11 protein-coding genes are annotated in these 15,046 nt (G+C 71.4%); 5 read left to right on the forward strand and 6 right to left on the reverse strand.

Annotated features, from left to right (window positions below):
• The first annotated feature begins 80 nt into the window (after positions 1–80).
• Entirely contained in the window at positions 81–545 is a 465-nt protein-coding gene (locus ACO2Q3_RS02575) for an Lrp/AsnC family transcriptional regulator (protein WP_423304836.1), read from the forward strand.
• Between the two features lie 145 nt (positions 546–690).
• Here the strand turns inward: ACO2Q3_RS02575 and ACO2Q3_RS02580 are convergent, their stop codons facing one another.
• Together ACO2Q3_RS02580 and ACO2Q3_RS02585 are read right to left on the reverse strand one after the other, a co-directional pair.
• The gene (locus ACO2Q3_RS02580; RefSeq protein WP_423304837.1) at positions 691–4,893 is read right to left on the reverse strand and encodes a translocation/assembly module TamB domain-containing protein; all 4,203 of its coding nucleotides are present in this window, start codon (positions 4,891–4,893) and stop codon (positions 691–693) included.
• On the reverse strand, positions 4,893–6,812 hold the full coding sequence (locus ACO2Q3_RS02585; RefSeq protein ID WP_423304838.1) for an autotransporter assembly complex protein TamA: 1,920 nt from the start codon (positions 6,810–6,812) through the stop codon (positions 4,893–4,895). The genes ACO2Q3_RS02580 and ACO2Q3_RS02585 overlap by 1 nt, the downstream gene beginning before the upstream one ends.
• A 324-nt stretch (positions 6,813–7,136) precedes the next feature.
• Here ACO2Q3_RS02585 and ACO2Q3_RS02590 point away from each other — a divergent pair, with 324 nt between their 5' ends.
• The 3 genes from ACO2Q3_RS02590 to ACO2Q3_RS02600 are packed head-to-tail and all read left to right on the forward strand — an operon-like array spanning position 7,137 to position 10,565.
• The gene (locus tag ACO2Q3_RS02590) at positions 7,137–8,609 is read left to right on the forward strand and encodes a circularly permuted type 2 ATP-grasp protein (RefSeq protein ID WP_423305646.1); all 1,473 of its coding nucleotides are present in this window, start codon (positions 7,137–7,139) and stop codon (positions 8,607–8,609) included.
• Positions 8,606–9,547: an alpha-E domain-containing protein gene (locus ACO2Q3_RS02595; protein WP_423304839.1), complete on the forward strand. Its 942-nt coding sequence runs from the start codon at positions 8,606–8,608 to the stop codon at positions 9,545–9,547. The genes ACO2Q3_RS02590 and ACO2Q3_RS02595 overlap by 4 nt, the downstream gene beginning before the upstream one ends.
• A gap of 34 nt (positions 9,548–9,581) precedes the next feature.
• The gene (locus ACO2Q3_RS02600) at positions 9,582–10,565 is read left to right on the forward strand and encodes a transglutaminase family protein (RefSeq protein ID WP_423304840.1); all 984 of its coding nucleotides are present in this window, start codon (positions 9,582–9,584) and stop codon (positions 10,563–10,565) included.
• Positions 10,566–10,633: 68 nt separating this feature from the next.
• Here ACO2Q3_RS02600 and ACO2Q3_RS02605 read toward each other — a convergent pair whose 3' ends face one another.
• The 4 genes from ACO2Q3_RS02605 to ACO2Q3_RS02620 all read right to left on the reverse strand — a co-directional run bounded on the left by ACO2Q3_RS02605 (position 10,634) and on the right by ACO2Q3_RS02620 (position 14,380).
• Positions 10,634–11,419, reverse strand: a complete 786-nt coding sequence (locus ACO2Q3_RS02605) for a WYL domain-containing protein (protein ID WP_423304841.1) — start codon at positions 11,417–11,419, stop codon at positions 10,634–10,636.
• Between the two features lie 141 nt (positions 11,420–11,560).
• Positions 11,561–12,823 (reverse strand): TolC family outer membrane protein, encoded by a 1,263-nt coding sequence (locus ACO2Q3_RS02610; RefSeq protein WP_423304842.1) that lies wholly within the window; start codon positions 12,821–12,823, stop codon positions 11,561–11,563.
• Entirely contained in the window at positions 12,820–13,023 is a 204-nt protein-coding gene (locus tag ACO2Q3_RS02615) for a YgaP family membrane protein (RefSeq protein WP_423304843.1), read from the reverse strand. The genes ACO2Q3_RS02610 and ACO2Q3_RS02615 overlap by 4 nt, the downstream gene beginning before the upstream one ends.
• Positions 13,024–13,102: 79 nt before the next feature.
• On the reverse strand, positions 13,103–14,380 hold the full coding sequence (locus ACO2Q3_RS02620; protein ID WP_423304845.1) for an NAD(P)/FAD-dependent oxidoreductase: 1,278 nt from the start codon (positions 14,378–14,380) through the stop codon (positions 13,103–13,105).
• A 297-nt stretch (positions 14,381–14,677) separates the two neighbouring features.
• On the opposite strand from ACO2Q3_RS02620, the gene ACO2Q3_RS02625 reads away from it, so the two are divergent.
• A complete protein-coding gene (locus tag ACO2Q3_RS02625; protein WP_423304846.1) occupies positions 14,678–15,037 on the forward strand; it encodes a rhodanese-like domain-containing protein in 360 nt (119 codons plus the stop codon).
• Positions 15,038–15,046: the final 9 nt, after the last annotated feature.

Below are 15,046 nucleotides of genomic sequence, written 5' to 3' on the forward strand. Positions count from 1 at the left end.
CGGGGAATGGCTTCTTCGATCTGACTGCGCAATTTGTGATATCGAGAATCTGGTTCTCGAAATTGACCCCCAGGAAGAACATGCCTCTCGACGCCATCGACCGCCGCATCCTGGCCGTGCTGCAGGACGACGCCACCGTGGCCATCGCCGACCTGGCCCAGCGCGTGGGGCTGTCGCAGACGCCTTGCTGGAAGCGGGTCAAGCGGCTGCAGGACGAGGGCGTGATCACCCGCCGCGTCGCCCTGGTGGATCGCGAAGCGGCCGGCGCGCCCCTGGTGGTGTTCGTCTCGGTGCGCACCAACCGGCACGACGCCGAGTGGATCGCCGCCTTCGCCCGCGGCGCACGCGCCCTGCCCGAGGTGCTGGAATTCTACCGCATCAGCGGCGAGGTGGACTATCTGCTGAAGGTCGCCGTGGCCGACATCGCCGCCTACGACCGCTTCTACAAGCGCCTGATCGCCACCGCCCCGCTGGCCGACGTCAGCTCCAGCTTCGCCATGGAAGAGATCAAGTTCACCACCGCCCTGCCGATGCTGGCGGGATAGCGCTGCGCTGGAGCCCCCATCCCCCGCTTCGCGGGGACTTCCCCCAGAGGGGGAAGAGAATCTGACAGCGCTTACCGATCTCTTCCCCCTCTGGGGGAAGTACCGCCGAAGGCGGGGATGGGGGCTCCAGCAGGGAACCGCCGCCTCAGTAGTCCTTGCGCCAGCGCACGCTCAGCCGCGTGTCGCCCTGGCGGGTGACGCGGGAGATGAACGACAGGGTCTTCTTCACGCGCCACTCGATCGAGGCCGTGGCGCCTTCGCGGCCGCCGCCGCCGACCTCGAGATAGACGTTGTCGGTCAGGTACTTGCCGCCGGCGACCGTGGCCGCGCCATAGGCGTCCGAGCCGAACGCCAGGCGGTCGAGGCGGGCGAAGTTGCGCAGCCCGCCGACCACGTCGAAGCCGCCGCCCGTGGCCAGGGCCGAGAGCGCCGAGGCCAGTTGCGCCGCTTCGCCCGAGCTCAGCTGGCTGGCGGACGAACCGAACAGCACCTGGGAGAGGACCTCGTCGGTGGGCAGCACCGGCGTCGAGGTGAGCGCGATCTTGGGCTTGGCGGCGGTGCCGGTGATGCGGATCACCGCGGTCAGCGCCGGGTCGTCCCGGGTCGCCGTCAGGTCCAGCCGGATCGCCTCGGCCGTCGAGCCGAGGTAGATCACGCCGCGGTTGTCGAACTGGAACCGCTTGCCGGCGAAGTCGTAGTCGCCACGCACCACCCGCGCGGTCCCGCCGAGCACCGGCGTGTTGGTCGTGCCGGTGACATGGGCGTCCAGCGACAGCTCCACATCCAGGCCCCTGCCCTTCACGAACACCCCGCGGTTGGCCTTCAGGGTGACGTCCAGCGCCACCGGCGCCTCCCGCGGCGGCGGCCCGCGCACGGCGCTGGTCAGGTCCACCGGCTGGTTGATCTCGATGACGTCCATCGGCACCACGCCGGAGGGGATCGGCGGGTTGGCGGCGATGTCGGCCCGGTCGATGCCCAGGGCGCCGACGATGCGGATCTTGCCGTCGGCGGCGCGGTCGAGGGTCGCCTGGCCGCTGGCGGTGGCCGAACCCAGCTTGTTGTCGATCAGCCGGAACGCCTTGAGGTTCAGCCGGAAGGTCGAATCCCCTTCGCGGAACAGGCTGATCCGGCCCGAGCCCGAGGCCTGGCCGCCGTGGCCGTCGGCGCCGCTGACCTGGCTGACGTCCACCGCATAGTCGTCGAGCGCGGCGCGCAGGGTGACGTCCTGCAGCTTCAGCCCGGTCTCCGCGTCGGTGAACTTGCCGTTGTCCAGCGCCAGGGTTCCCACCGCGCCGGGATCGCGCAGGGTGCCGCGCAGCTCGCCCTGGGCGGTGACCTTGCCGGACACCGAGCGCTCCGAGCCCATCACCAGGTCCCAGATCGGCTTCAGCTCGCCGTTGATGTCGAAGCGGCCGGACATCGGCCGGGTGCGCACCAGGGCGATGCGGAACGGCGCGGCGGAGGTCTCGGCCGGCAGCACCACGTGCGCCGTGGAGCGCAGGCCGTCGGGACTGCCGAGGGCGGCGTCGACCGTCAGCGAGTTGCTGGTCAGGGCGGCGTCCACCTGGCCGCTCAGCGGCTGGGCCCCCTTCAGATCGCGCCCGCCGGCCCCCTCCAGCTTGGCCTTCAGCGTGCCGCCCAGCGCCTTGCCCCGGCCCGACAGGTCGAGATCGGCGTCGAAGCGGCCGACGAAGTCCTGGTCCAGCAGGCCCAGGCTGACGTTGCTGAGCGCGGCCTTGGCGTTCAGCGCCCCGTCGATGTCGCGCCAGTCGATGTTGGCCGAGCCGCCGCCCAGGCTGATCTGCGCCTTGGCCGCCATGCCGCGGTCGCCGAAGCGCAGCTCGGCCGGGGACAGGGTCTTGAAGTCGGCGCGCCGCACGCGCCCGCCGCCCTGGAAGGTGAAGACGTTGTCGCTGCCGAACTGGCTGGCCACGCCGGCGCCCGACAGCTTCCACGGGCCGGTGGTGGTCACCCCCTCGGCGGCGACCTCGTAGGGCAGCCGCATCAGCGGGCCGTCGGCGCGCAGGTTCAGGGTCTTCACGGCCAGGCCGCCGGACTTCAGCGCGGCGTTGGTCGCCGCCAGCGACAGCTGGGCGCGCGCGCCGCCGGGCGCGTCGGTGATCAGCAGCCGGCCGTCGGCGCGGCCCTGGCTGAGGAAGGCCCCGGGGCCCAGCGCCAGGGTCAGGTCGCCGCTGGAGGCCTGCCCGCGGCGCAGCGCCAGGGAGCCGGAGGCGCTGAGGCCGCCGCCGTCCACGGCGATGCCGTCCAGGTCCATGCCGCCGGTGAGGAAGCGGAAGGCGGCGGCGCCGCGGGCGGGGCCGTAGGGGCTGGCGCCCGCCAGCGCGACCCGCCCGTCGGTGGCGTTCGGCCCGCGCATGAAGGTGAGGTCCAGATGCGCGTTCTGCAGCGGCATGTACGGCAGGTCGATCTCGGCGAAGTCGGCCTTCAGGTCGGCGCGCGGATCGTTCATCGTGCCGGTCAGCGAACCGCCGCCCTTGGCCGCGCCCGCCACCTCGATCGGACCGAACTCGAACGGCCCCGACGCCTTCCAGTCCAGCGCCAGCTTGAGCGCCGCGTCCGGCCCGATGTCCCCCGTCGCGCCCAGGGAGCCGGCATAGCCGTCGAGCAGCGACTGGCTGACCTTGAACACCCCGTTCTTGTAGTCCGCCTTGGCCTGCAGGCGCGGCGTCTGGCCCATCAGCCGGTCGAGGTCGCCGAGGCCCGCCGCGAAGCTCTCGCCCTTGGCGTCGAAGCTGATGGTCCAGGGCTTGCCGCCCTCCTCGTGGCCGCTGTCCTGGTGCGCGCTCCAGCTGGCCTTCACCAGGCCGTGGGCGCCGGCATGCGCCGCCGCCAGGTTGGAGATCGCCGCGTCGCCCTTGAAGCTGAGGCCGCCGAACAGGCTGTGATCGCCCTCGCCGGTGACCTTCAGGCCCGGGGCCTGGACCATCAGCCGGCGCATCAGCATCCGGTTGCCCGCCAGCCAGTCGATCTCGGCCGCGGCCGAGGGCCGGGCGCCGAGCATCGCCGCCAGCAGCCCGCGGCCCGCGCCGCCGTCGCCCTGGGCGGTGATCTTCAGGCTGGTCTGCCCCTTGGCGACGTCCAGCTGGAACGGACCGTCCAGCCGGGCGAGGCTGAAGCCCATCAGCTCGCTCTGACGGATCTCGCCCTTGCCGGCGACGCCCCAGTGGGCGCCCGTGCCGGTGAGCCTGCCGCTGAAGTGGCTGGGCCCAAGCTTGGGCCACGAGAGGATGCGGTTGGAATCGACCACCTGCAGATCCAGGTCGACGCCTTGCGGCCCCATGGCGCGCCGGCCGACGTCGGCCTCGCCCCTGGCCGTGAGCTTCGCGTTCTCGGCGCTGGCGTTGAGGGTGAAGGTGAAGAAGCGGTCGGGAGCCTTTGCGCCGGCGACGTCGAAGCGCACTTCCGGCCCCAGGCGATGCACATATCCGGCGAGGAGGCGCGAGGCGGCCAGCTGCAGCACCCCGGTGGCCGAGCCGCCCTGCGGGGTCCAGGCGCCCGAGGCGTCCAGCGGCCGGCTCTGGCCCACCTGGGTCAGGAGGGCGAACTGGCCGGCGCTCACCGTGCCCTTGGCATGCGCCGTCATGTGGAACGGCTGGTCGGCGGCCAGGCCCAGGGAGCCGGCGAGCGCACCGCCCTTGGCCTCGCTGGCGTCGGCGTCCACCGAGAACCGGCGAGTCCCCTCGACGTCGAACACCGCCTTCAGGTGGTCGCCGGGATGCAGCACGCTCAGCGCCGTCAGGGTCCCCTTGGCGTCGGACCGGCGTCCGACCGTGAATCCGCCGGACAGGTCATAGACGCCGCGCTGGTCGGAAAACGCGGGCAGCATCTCGACCCGGGCGGTCAGGCGATCGATCGCCACCGACACCGGCGCCGGGCCGGACGGACCGGACGGCGGCCCCAGCACAGGGCGGCGGATCAGGGTCAACTGTCGCGCGGCGATCGTGGTGGCGTGGAACCGGCGGGCGAACAGCGCCTGCCAGCTCCAGCGCATGGAGACGTTGCGGGCCTCGGCCCAGGCGCCGTGGCCATCGTCCAGCGCCAGCCGGTCGACGCTGAAATTCTCGAACACATCGCCGTGCAGGCCGGAGAGCCGCAGGTGGCCCAGCCGGCCGACCCTGGTCCCGTCCAGCGCCCGCTCCACCGCCTGCCGGCCCCAGGGGGTCTGCACGCCGAAGCGCGCCACCAGGACAGCGCCCAGCAGCAGCAGCAGCGTCCAGGCGACGACGTGGGCGGCGATACGCGCCGCGCGGGGCGCTGGGCGGCGGGGCGGCGGCGGGGCGCCCGGGGTGATGGCGGCGTCGGGGGCGTTGGCGTCGGGGGCGCTCATCAGAAGGCCTGACCGATGGAGATGTACAGCTGGAACGGCGAATCGCCCTTCCGCCGCGCCAGCGGTGTGGCGACGTCGAGACGGATCGGGCCGAAGCCCAGGTCATAGCGCACGCCGACGCCGACCCCGGCGCGCATGTTCTTGAAATCGGGCGAGGACGTCGATCCCACCGAGCCGGCGTCGACGAAGCCCACCACGCCCCAGCGTCCGGTCACCTTCTGGCGCACCTCGAACGAGGTCTCGACCAGCGACAGCCCCCCCTCGGGCGTGTTGTCCGACAGGCGCGGACCCACCGCCTGGTAGCCGTAGCCGCGCACCGAACCACCGCCACCGGCGAAGAACCGCCGGTCGGTGGGCACGCCGGGGATCCGGCCGCCGATGATCGAGCCCACGTGGATACGGCCGGCGAGCACGGTGCTGGCGTTGCTGCCGAACGGCAGATAGGCCGAGGCCTCGCCCTGCAGCTTCAGATAGGTCAGCGAGCGGTCGCCGGTCACCAGGGTCGGCTCGCCGCGCATGTCCAGCCGCCAGCCGTGCGTCGGGTTCAGCAGGTCGTCGGACTTGTCGATGGCGAAGGCGCCAAGCACCGAGGGAATGAACAGCCGCAGCTTCTCGCCGACCGGTAGCGCCTGGGAATTGACCGCGGTCTTTTCGGTGGTGGTGACATAGTCCGCGGCGGCGCCGACGCTGACGTAGGACCACTGGGAATAGCGGCGCTCGATTTCCACCCGGGCCCCACCGCCATAGTCGCTGAAGGCGTCCGTGCGGTCGCCGAACAGACCGGCGCCGATCTTCAGCGTCTGGCGCGGCCGGCGCCAGTGCGGCAGGTCCAGCTCCAGGTCGAGCTTCTGCTGGATGTTGTAGATGCGGGCGCCCAGCGTCAAGGTGTCGGCCCGGTGCAGCCGGTTGTACCAGATCAGCTTGCCGTCGACGCCCGAGCCCTCGGTCGTCGAGAAGTCCGCCCCGCCCTCGAGGTTGTTGGTGTTCACCGTCGTGCCGCCGGTGGTGGAAAAGCCCGCGCCGAGCTCCAGGGTATGCGGCGGCCGGTCGGCCAGGCTGACGATCACCGGGCGATAGCCGTCCACCGCCTTGTCCTTCGGCGCCAGGGCGACGGTGATCTGGTCATAGACGCCCACGTCGGTCAGGCGCCGCTCCAGCTCGGCCACCGCCTTGGGCGAATAGACGTCGCCGTGCTTCCAGGGCGCCAGGCCCCGCACCCAGGCCGGATTGGTGCGCCCGTCGGTGATCACCGTCACCCCGTCCAGGCGCACCAGGTCGCCGGCGGCGACCTTGTAGGTGGGCTGCACCGTGTTGTCGGCGTGGTCGACAATCACCACCCGCGGCTGGGCGGCGGCGTCGGCGTAGCCCTGCTTCTGCACGGTGGCGACGATGCGCCCCTCCGCGGCCACCACGTCGGCGGCGCGGCCGGGAACGCCGGGGGCCAGCTTCATGGCCTCCAGCGCCGCCTGCAGGGCGTCGGCCTTGGGCGGCAGCCCGACCCACTCCACCTGCGGCGCCTTGATCAGGAAGCGCGGGCCGGTGTCGATGTGCAGCATCGCCTGCGGCGGGTCGCTGTCGGCCACGTCCGGCTCGACGTCGTAGCCGTAGTAGCCCTCGGAGCGCAGCACGGCGATGGCGTCGCCCATGGCGTCGCCGGCGCGCTGGCGGGCGTCGAAGCTGGAATCGGGGCGAGTCTTCACCGTGCCGATGGCGCGCTGGATCTCCTGGCGCAGGCCCTTGTCGAGATTGCCGTCCACCGTGGCCTTGGCCTCGTCGGCGCGGGCCGTCCCCGCGGCGGACAGCAGCAGCGCCGCCACGGCCGCCAGTCCCGGCGCGAACACGCCGCCACCGGCGCCGCGAAGCCTTGCGCCGCAAGGGGCGGGCTTCGAGGCGTCGGTCGCGAGACGTCTTCGTTTCAAGCCACGCTTCCCACGCACGCTGCCCCCGCGCCCCCGCTCCGCCCCGTGTAGAGGCGTGTTTCGGCATTGTCACCTGTGATGCCGCCGCAGGGCCTCGTGGAAGGGCTTTCGCGGTCCGACGGAAAACTGCACAAAGGTTGGGCGCCGGCTGTTCAAGGGGGGCGCGGGCGGAGTCACCCGTTGCGGCGGACCGTCCGGCATGGGCATGAATCGACAAGGAAGAGGATGAGTTCAGGCGACAGCGTGGCCCAAGCCCAGACCGTGGAAATTCCCGAGACCCAGGGGGTCCTGCCCGGCGTGCATCCTGCGCCGCAGACCGGCTACATGCCGGGCGAGGCCTATGACGAGATGTTCGCCGCCGACGGGGCGACGCGACCGCACTACGAGCTGCTGCGCAACCGCATCGAGACCCTGGGGGCCGACGAGCTGGAGGAGCGCCAGGAAACGCTGGAGCGCTCGTTCCTGCTGCAGGGCATCACCTTCACCGTCTACGGCGCGGAGAGCTCCACCGAGCGGATCATCCCCACCGACCTGTTCCCGCGGATCATCCCGGCGAACGAATGGTCGGTGATCGAGAAGGGCCTGACCCAGCGCCTGCGGGCGCTGAACATGTTCCTGGCCGACATCTACGGCGACCAGCGCATCCTGATGGACGGGGTGATCCCGCGCGAGCTGGTGCTGAGCGCCCCCTCGTTCCGCCGGCAGATGCAGCACCTCTATGTGCCGCACAAGGCCTACGCCAACGTCTGCGGATCGGACCTGATCCGCGGGACCGACGGCGATTTCTACGTGCTGGAGGACAATCTGCGCGTCCCGTCCGGGGTCAGCTACATGCTGGCCAACCGCGACGCCTCGCGCCGCACCTTCCCGGGCACCTTCCGCCAGGCCGGGGTGCGGCCGGTGGAGCGCTATCCCGACCTGCTGCTGGCGACGCTGAAGAGCATGTCCAGCGAGTGGCGATCGAACCCGCAGGTCGTGGTGCTGACCCCGGGGGTCTACAACTCCGCCTACTACGAGCACGCCTATCTCGCGCGCCTGATGGGGGTGCCCCTGCTGGAGGGGCGCGACCTCGTGGTGCACGACAACATGGTCTACATGCGCACCACCAACGGCCTGCGCCGGGTGGACGTGATCTATCGGCGGGTGGACGACGACTTCATCGACCCGCTGTCGTTCCGCCGCGACTCCTCGCTGGGGGCGGCGGGCCTGTTCAACGCCTACCGCGCCGGCAACGTGGTGATCTGCAACGCGCCCGGCACCGGGGTGGCCGACGACAAGGCGGTGTACGCCTATGTGCCGGACATCATCCGCTATTACCTGGGCGAGGACGCCATCCTGCCCAACGTCGAGACCTACCTGTGCCGCGAGCCGTCGCAGCTGAGCCACGTGCTGGCCAACCTCGACAAGTTCGTGGTCAAGGCGGTGGGCGCCTCGGGCGGCTACGGCATGCTGGTGGGGCCGCACGCCTCGGCCAGGGAACGCGCCGACTTCGCCGAGGCGCTGAAGGCCGATCCCTGCAACTACATCGCCCAGCCCACCATCCAGCTGTCCACCGCGCCCTGCCTGGTGGACGGCAATATCGAGCCGCGGCACGTGGACCTGCGCCCGTTCATCCTGTCGGGCGACAAGATCGTCGTCACGCCGGGCGCCCTGACCCGGGTGGCCCTGAAGCGCGGCTCGCTGGTGGTCAACTCCAGCCAGGGCGGGGGGTCGAAGGACACCTGGGTGCTGGCCGAGGACGCCGACACCGCCGCCCTCGAGGAGGCCAACCGGCCCGCCAAGGGAGGCCGGCCATGATGCTCGCCCGCGTCGCCGACAGCCTGTACTGGATCGGCCGCTACGTGGAGCGCGCCGAGCACCTGTCGCGCCTGGCGGTGGTGATGCTCAACGCCAACCTCGACCGCACGGACGCGGCGGCCCAGGCCGCGCACATCGCCCTGGCGGCGGTGGGCGACCCCGACCCGCACCGCGCCGCCCAGGTGTTCCAGTCGGCGCACGCCCTGGCGCTGGACAAGGAGGACCACGGCTCGGTGCTGGTGTCGCTGTCGCGGGCCCGGGAAAACGCCCGCCAGGTGCGCGACCAGATCACCACCGAGACCTGGGAGCGGCTGAACCTTCTGTACCTCAAGGTCATCGACCCCGGGGTGGAAGAGGCCTTCGCCGACGACGCCGCGGGCTTCCTGCAGGAGATCATCGCCGACCTGCACCTGTTCAAGGGCGCGGCCGACGCCACCATGAGCCACGGCGAAGGCTGGCGCTTCATGCTGGCCGGCATCTACATCGAGCGCGCGCAGCTGATGGCGCGCCTGCTTGAGGTCTGCTTCAGCGAGGGCCAGCGGCCGGTGGCGGCGGACCACATCGCCCTGATGAGCCTGCTGCGCATGGCCTGCGCCCTGGAGCCCTACCTGCGGGTCTACACGGCCGACATCAATCCGCGCTTCATCCTGGAATTCCTGCTGTTCGACGAAGACTTCCCGCGCTCGATCCGCTTCGCCACCGAGCGCATCGAGGAGAGCCTGGCGCACCTGTCACGCCGGCTGGAAGGCGAGCGGGCCGACGCCCTGCGGCTGGCCGGCCGGCTGAACGCGCGGCTGAAGTACGCCGACGCCGAGGAGGTCGAGGCTGCGGGGGCGCATTCCCTGCTGGCGGCGGTCGCCGACGAGTGCGCGGCCATCCACGAAGCCATCTACGACACCTTCGTCGCCTATCCCCTGGAACTGAGCCTGCCGGCCTGATCGCCGCCCCCTCGCCCCGAGGCAAAGAGACCCGATGCTGCTCGAAGTCCGCCACGTCACCCAGTACCACTACGACGCCTCGGTGCGCGAAAGCGTCATGGAGCTTTGGATGCAGCCGCAGAAGTCCGGCTCCCAGCGCCTGGTCAGCTTCGAGCTGGAGGTCGAGCCGCCGGCGCAGCTGTTCTCCTACGCCGACGCCTTCGGCAACGCGGTCTATCACTTCGACGTGCCGCAGCCGCACGAACGGCTGACCATCGTCGCCCGCTCGGCGGTGGAGACGGCCGGGCAGCCGGACCTGCCGGAAGCCCTGGACCGCGGCGAGTGGGACCGGCTGAAGAGCGACTTCGTGCGCGGGGAATGCTTCGACTTCCTGCGCCCGCACGGCTACGCGGTGGAGACCCCGGCCCTGCGCGCCTTCATCGAGCGCCACCAGATCGACGAGTTGCGCCATTTCGACCCGCTGACCGCGGTGCGCAAGCTGATGGGCGTGATCTACGACGCCTTCGACTACGAGACCGGCGTGACCACGGCCGACAGCCCCATCGACCACGCCCTGGAGGAGGGGCGCGGGGTCTGCCAGGACTTCAGCCACATCATGATCGCCATCTGCCGCGGCTGGGAGATCCCGGCGCGTTACGTCTCGGGCTACCTGTTCACCAACCGCACCGAGGGCGACCGCTCCGATCCCGACGCCACCCACGCCTGGATCGAGGTGTTCCTGCCGTCGCTGCGCTGGGTCGGACTGGATCCCACCAACAACGTAGTCACCGGCGAGCGCCACGTGGCCGTGGCCGTGGGCCGCGACTACGCGGACGTGCCGCCCTCGCAGGGCGTGTACAAGGGCGAGGCCGAGAGCCAGCTGGCGGTCGGGGTCTCGGTGCGCCGCGCCCGCACCGCAATCGCCGAGCCCGAGTTCATGCGCATGGCCCAGCCCACCTTCAACGGCGGCCGCCGCCGCGCCTCCAGCGCCGCCCTGATCGACCAGCAGCGCCAGCAGCAGCAACAGCAGCAGCAGTAATAGGCTTCGCCCAACCTCTTCCCCCGCTCGCGGTCCGCGCGCGGGGGAAGAGAAGGCCTGTCGCGACCCTAGGCCGGGGCGCGGTGCGCCTTCAGGATCATGGCCATGTCGTCGACCAGGTCGGCCTCGTCGGCTTCGACACTGCCGTGCGCCTTGGCCAGGGTCAGGGCGGCGCCGGCCATGATCTCCGCCAGCTTGGCGTCGGCCAGGGCCACCTCGTCCACCGCGTGCAGGAAGGTCTCGAAGCTGGGGGCCAGGCCGGCGGCGTAGTCGACCAGGCCGGCGATGTCCTCCTCGGAGGCGTCCGGCAGGGCCATCTCCAGGAACACCTCGATCACGTCCAGCTCGTCCTCCGACACCACGCCATCGGCGCGGGCGACGGTCATCAGCGCGCGCAGAGCGTAGCGGACCGCGGCCCGGGCCGACGGGGAGCGGCGCACCGGGTGGGCCAGCGCCTGGCGAAAGATCTCGTCAGGCGGTCCCAGGTCCTCGCCGGTGACCCCGTGGGCGATCGCCTCGATGCGGTCGACGCGGAAGTTGCGCAGCGCCTGGCGCTCGACGCAGCGGGCCTTGAGGAAGGCGCCGCCGTCGGCCTCGAACACCTCCAGCGCCACGATCCGGCGGGCGCTGACCTGGCCGGCGTGGTCGCGATAGCGGATGACGAAGGCCCGCTGGCCCACCGCCTCGCTGGCGGCCGGATGGTCGGCGCCATTCTCCGGATGAGGGATGACGTCCGCCTCGGGCAGGTGCGGCCCCTCGAAGCCCTGCGGCGTCAGCCCCGGCTCCGGCAGCGTCTCACCGCGGCTCAGCCGCCCGATGAAGGGGATCACCGCCATGCCGATCGTCCTTCCCATGCACCCACCTTCACCAACCCAGGGCGACGCTATCGAGCGGCCCGGGCCGCTTTGTTGCCTGCCGCGCCCGGGCTGGCAAGGGTCGCGCGGCGTAAGCACGGGTTGAGTAACCGATGTGCGGCGCCACCGCCGGTGCGCGCGTCAGTCGGCGCCCAGCAGCGCGCGCAGGCGCCAGGCGGCGGCCACGGCCTGGCCCCGGGCGTCTATCAGCGCAGCCTGTGCCGCCAGGCGGTCGCTTTGAGCATCCAGCAGATCGAGGGTAGGCTTCTGGCCCACGCGCACCTCGTTGGCGACGCTGTCCAGCGCGCTGTCGGCGGCCTGGACCTGGGCGTCGGCGGCGCGGATCATGGACCTGGCGGCCACCAGATCGGCCCAGGCGCCGGTGACCGCCTCACGCAGCTGGGCCCGAGCGCCGTCACGGCCTGCCTGCGCCGCCCGACGATCGGCCTGCGCCTCGGCGATCCGCCCGCTGACCGCACCACCCGAAAACACCACCCAGCGCCCTTGTACGCCCACGGTGACGTCGTTGGCCTGATAGCCGGGGAAGAACTGGTCGCGCACGGCCGAGGCGCTTGCGGTGAACGCAAGGCTGGGCGCGCGGGCGCCCTCCGCGCCGCGCACGGCGGCCTCGGCGGCGGCCAGGGTCGACTCGGCCGCACGCAGGCTTGGACTGCTGCGTTCTGCCGCCGCCAGCGCCTCGTCGAGGCTGGCGGGCAGGTCGGCGGGCGGCGTCGACGGTTCCAGGCCTGACGGTTCGGCGCCGGTCACGGCTGTGAAGTGCGCGCGGCGCTGTTCCAAGGCGCCCTGCCCGCGGGCGAGCGCCGCCCGGGCGGCGGCCAGCCGCGCCTCGGCCTGGGCCACGTCGGTGCGCGCGATCTCACCATGCTCGAAGCGCAGGCGCGCCTGGCGCTCCACCTCGGTAGTCTGGGTGACCTGGACGTCCAGCAGGGCCAACATCTGTTCTGCCGACTGCACGCCGACATAGGCCTCCGCCGCCTGGGCCGACAGCAGCGCCTCGGCGCCGGCGGCCCGGGCAAGGGCGGCGTCACGGCCCGCCCGCGCGCCCTCCACCGCCGCCGTCAGGGCGCCGCCGGCGAATAGCGGCTGGCGCAGCTCCACCGCGCCGGCGCGGGGACGCACGTCGGCCCGACCGAACCCGAAGAACCCCCCAAGGTCCGTGGTCCCGGTCCCCGCCTCGCCGCTCAGGGTGACGGTCGGCAGGCGTCCGGCCTGCGCCTGCTTCAGCCGCGCGGTCGCGGCGTCGGCCTGGGCGCGGGCCGCAGCGAGATCGGGATTGCTGCGCCGGGCCAGGGCGACGGCGTCTTCGAGCGACAGGGCGTGGACGGAGGGGGCCGCGAGGACAAGGGCCGCGATCAGCGCCACCAGACCCCGGACGCGCCTCATCGGAAGGCGGTCCCCGGCTTCACGCCCAGCGCCTTGAACACCATGGCCGCTGGGCAGACTCCGGTGAACGAAGCCTGGATCATGTTCAGGCCGGCGAAGGCCGACAGGGCGATCCACCACGGATGGATGAAGTAGGCCAGCGCGACGCCCAGCAGGACGACAAAACCGGCGAACGCCAGCACGGCGCGGTCGAGGGTCATGATCTGATCTCCGGATTGCACACCGGCGCCGCGGGGCGCGGCGACTTCGGCGGGAGGCAGGCGTGCGCGCGCACCGGCGTCACGCCTTGAGCTTGCGGACGCCCATGACGTCCAGGGCCAGCTTTTCGTAGAACGGCTCGCTTTCGCCCCGGCGGACCTTGCCGAGGAAGTATTTCTCGAAGCCGACCTTGGCCAGGTGCACCCACTTGCCGCTGGACGACCAGTTGACGTTGCGCGGCGGGATCTGCGGCTGAGCGATGAACGCCACCCCGCCGTCGCCGAAGTCGGCCAGGCAGATGGCGTTCCAGCTCGCCTCGTGGGTCGCCTCGCCGCCCTGGGTAAGAGCGCCGAGGTTGCGCGCGATGGCCGTGACCATGCTCTCGATCATGAATCCGGTCTTGGGCACCCCCACCGGCACGGGCGTCTTGCCCGTGGGGGCGATGGCGACACAGACCCCCAGGGCGAAGACGTTGGGATACGCCGGGTTGCGCTGCCTGGCGTCGACGACGACGAAGCCGCGAGGATTGGTGAGCCCCTCCAGGCCGCGTACGGCCCCCACCCCGCGGAACGCCGGCAGCATCATCGAGAAGGCGAACGGCAGCTCGTGCGTGGCCTTGACAGCGCCGTCCTCGCCGACTTCCTCGACATGCATCAGGGCCGCCTCCACCGAGGCGACCCGGGCGTTCGTGATCCACTTGATGTGCCGCTGGCGCATCTCGCTCTCCAGCAGCCCCTTGGTGTCGCCGACCCCGTCCAGGCCGAGATGGCCGATATAGGGTTCGGAAGTGACGAAGGTTATCGGCGCGCGGTCGCGCAGGCGCCGGCGCTTCAGCTCCGTATCGAGGATCATGGCGAACTCGTAGGCGGGGCCGAAGCAGGAGGCGCCCTGCACCGCCCCAACCACGATCGGCCCTGGGGACTGGCAATAGCGCTCGAAGGCCTCGGCCGCCTTTTCCGCGTGATCGATGTGGCAGATCGACTGGGTGAAGCCTTCCGGGCCCAGGCCGGCGATCTCGTCGAAGGCCAGTTCCGGACCGGTGGCGATCACCAGATAGTCGTAGTCGAGGCTCGATCCGTCGTTCAGCTGGAGGCGGTTCTCCGCGGGATCGACCCTGGCGGCGCCGACGCCAGTGAACCCTATCCCCTTGCGCTTGAACACCGCCGGGAGTGACACCTCGATCGCCTCGCGCTCCCGCCAGCCCACCGCGACCCAGGGGTTGGACGGCACGAAGTGAAACACTTCGCCCTGGTTGACGACGCTGACGTCGGCCCGATCGCCGACCTCGCGCTTGACCTCGAAGGCGGCGATCGCGCCGCCAAGGCCAGCGCCGAGGATTACAATCCGCGCTTTTCCCATCTGCCCATTCCTCCCGTTCGCGCCGCGAACGGTCCGAAGCTGAGCCCGAAACCCGCTGCGGACCTTGATCTGCATCACACCGCGTCCCAGGCGGGGGCCTTAAGGTCGCAGCATCGAGGCTTGACTGAATATTTGAATAATCGCATATGCGCAATCATGAAACTTTCTATGGTTCTGCGATGAGGGCCCCGGCCGCCGACGAGGCGCCGCCCGGCGCGGCGGTCCGCGGCCCGGCGTGGCCGAGCCCCTGTCGCGCGTCTTCTGCAACGTCCCGTCCAACCCGGAGGAAACAGACCCATGCCAGCCGCCAGGATCCGCGACCTGCCCCCCTCGGCCGTCAAGGCGGCCCTGGACGCTCATGAGATCATCCTCGTCGACGTGCGCGAGCCGGCCGAGTTCGCCGCCGAGCGCATCCATGGCGCGGTGAACTTTCCGCTGTCGACCTTCGATCCGGCCGCCCTGCCTAAGGCTGGCGACCGTCTGATCGTGTTCCAGTGCGGTTCAGGCAAGCGCTCAGGCATGGCGGTGGAGCGCTGTCAGGCCGCCGGTCACGACATCGATGCCCACCTGGCGGGCGGGATCATGGCGTGGAAGGCCCAGCGCCTGCCCACCGTCACGCTGGACACCGCCACAGGCGGTGTCCGCGACGCGCGTTGAGGGCGCCGG

The organism is Caulobacter sp. KR2-114, from assembly GCF_049446115.1.
GTDB lineage: Bacteria > Pseudomonadota > Alphaproteobacteria > Caulobacterales > Caulobacteraceae > Acaudatibacter.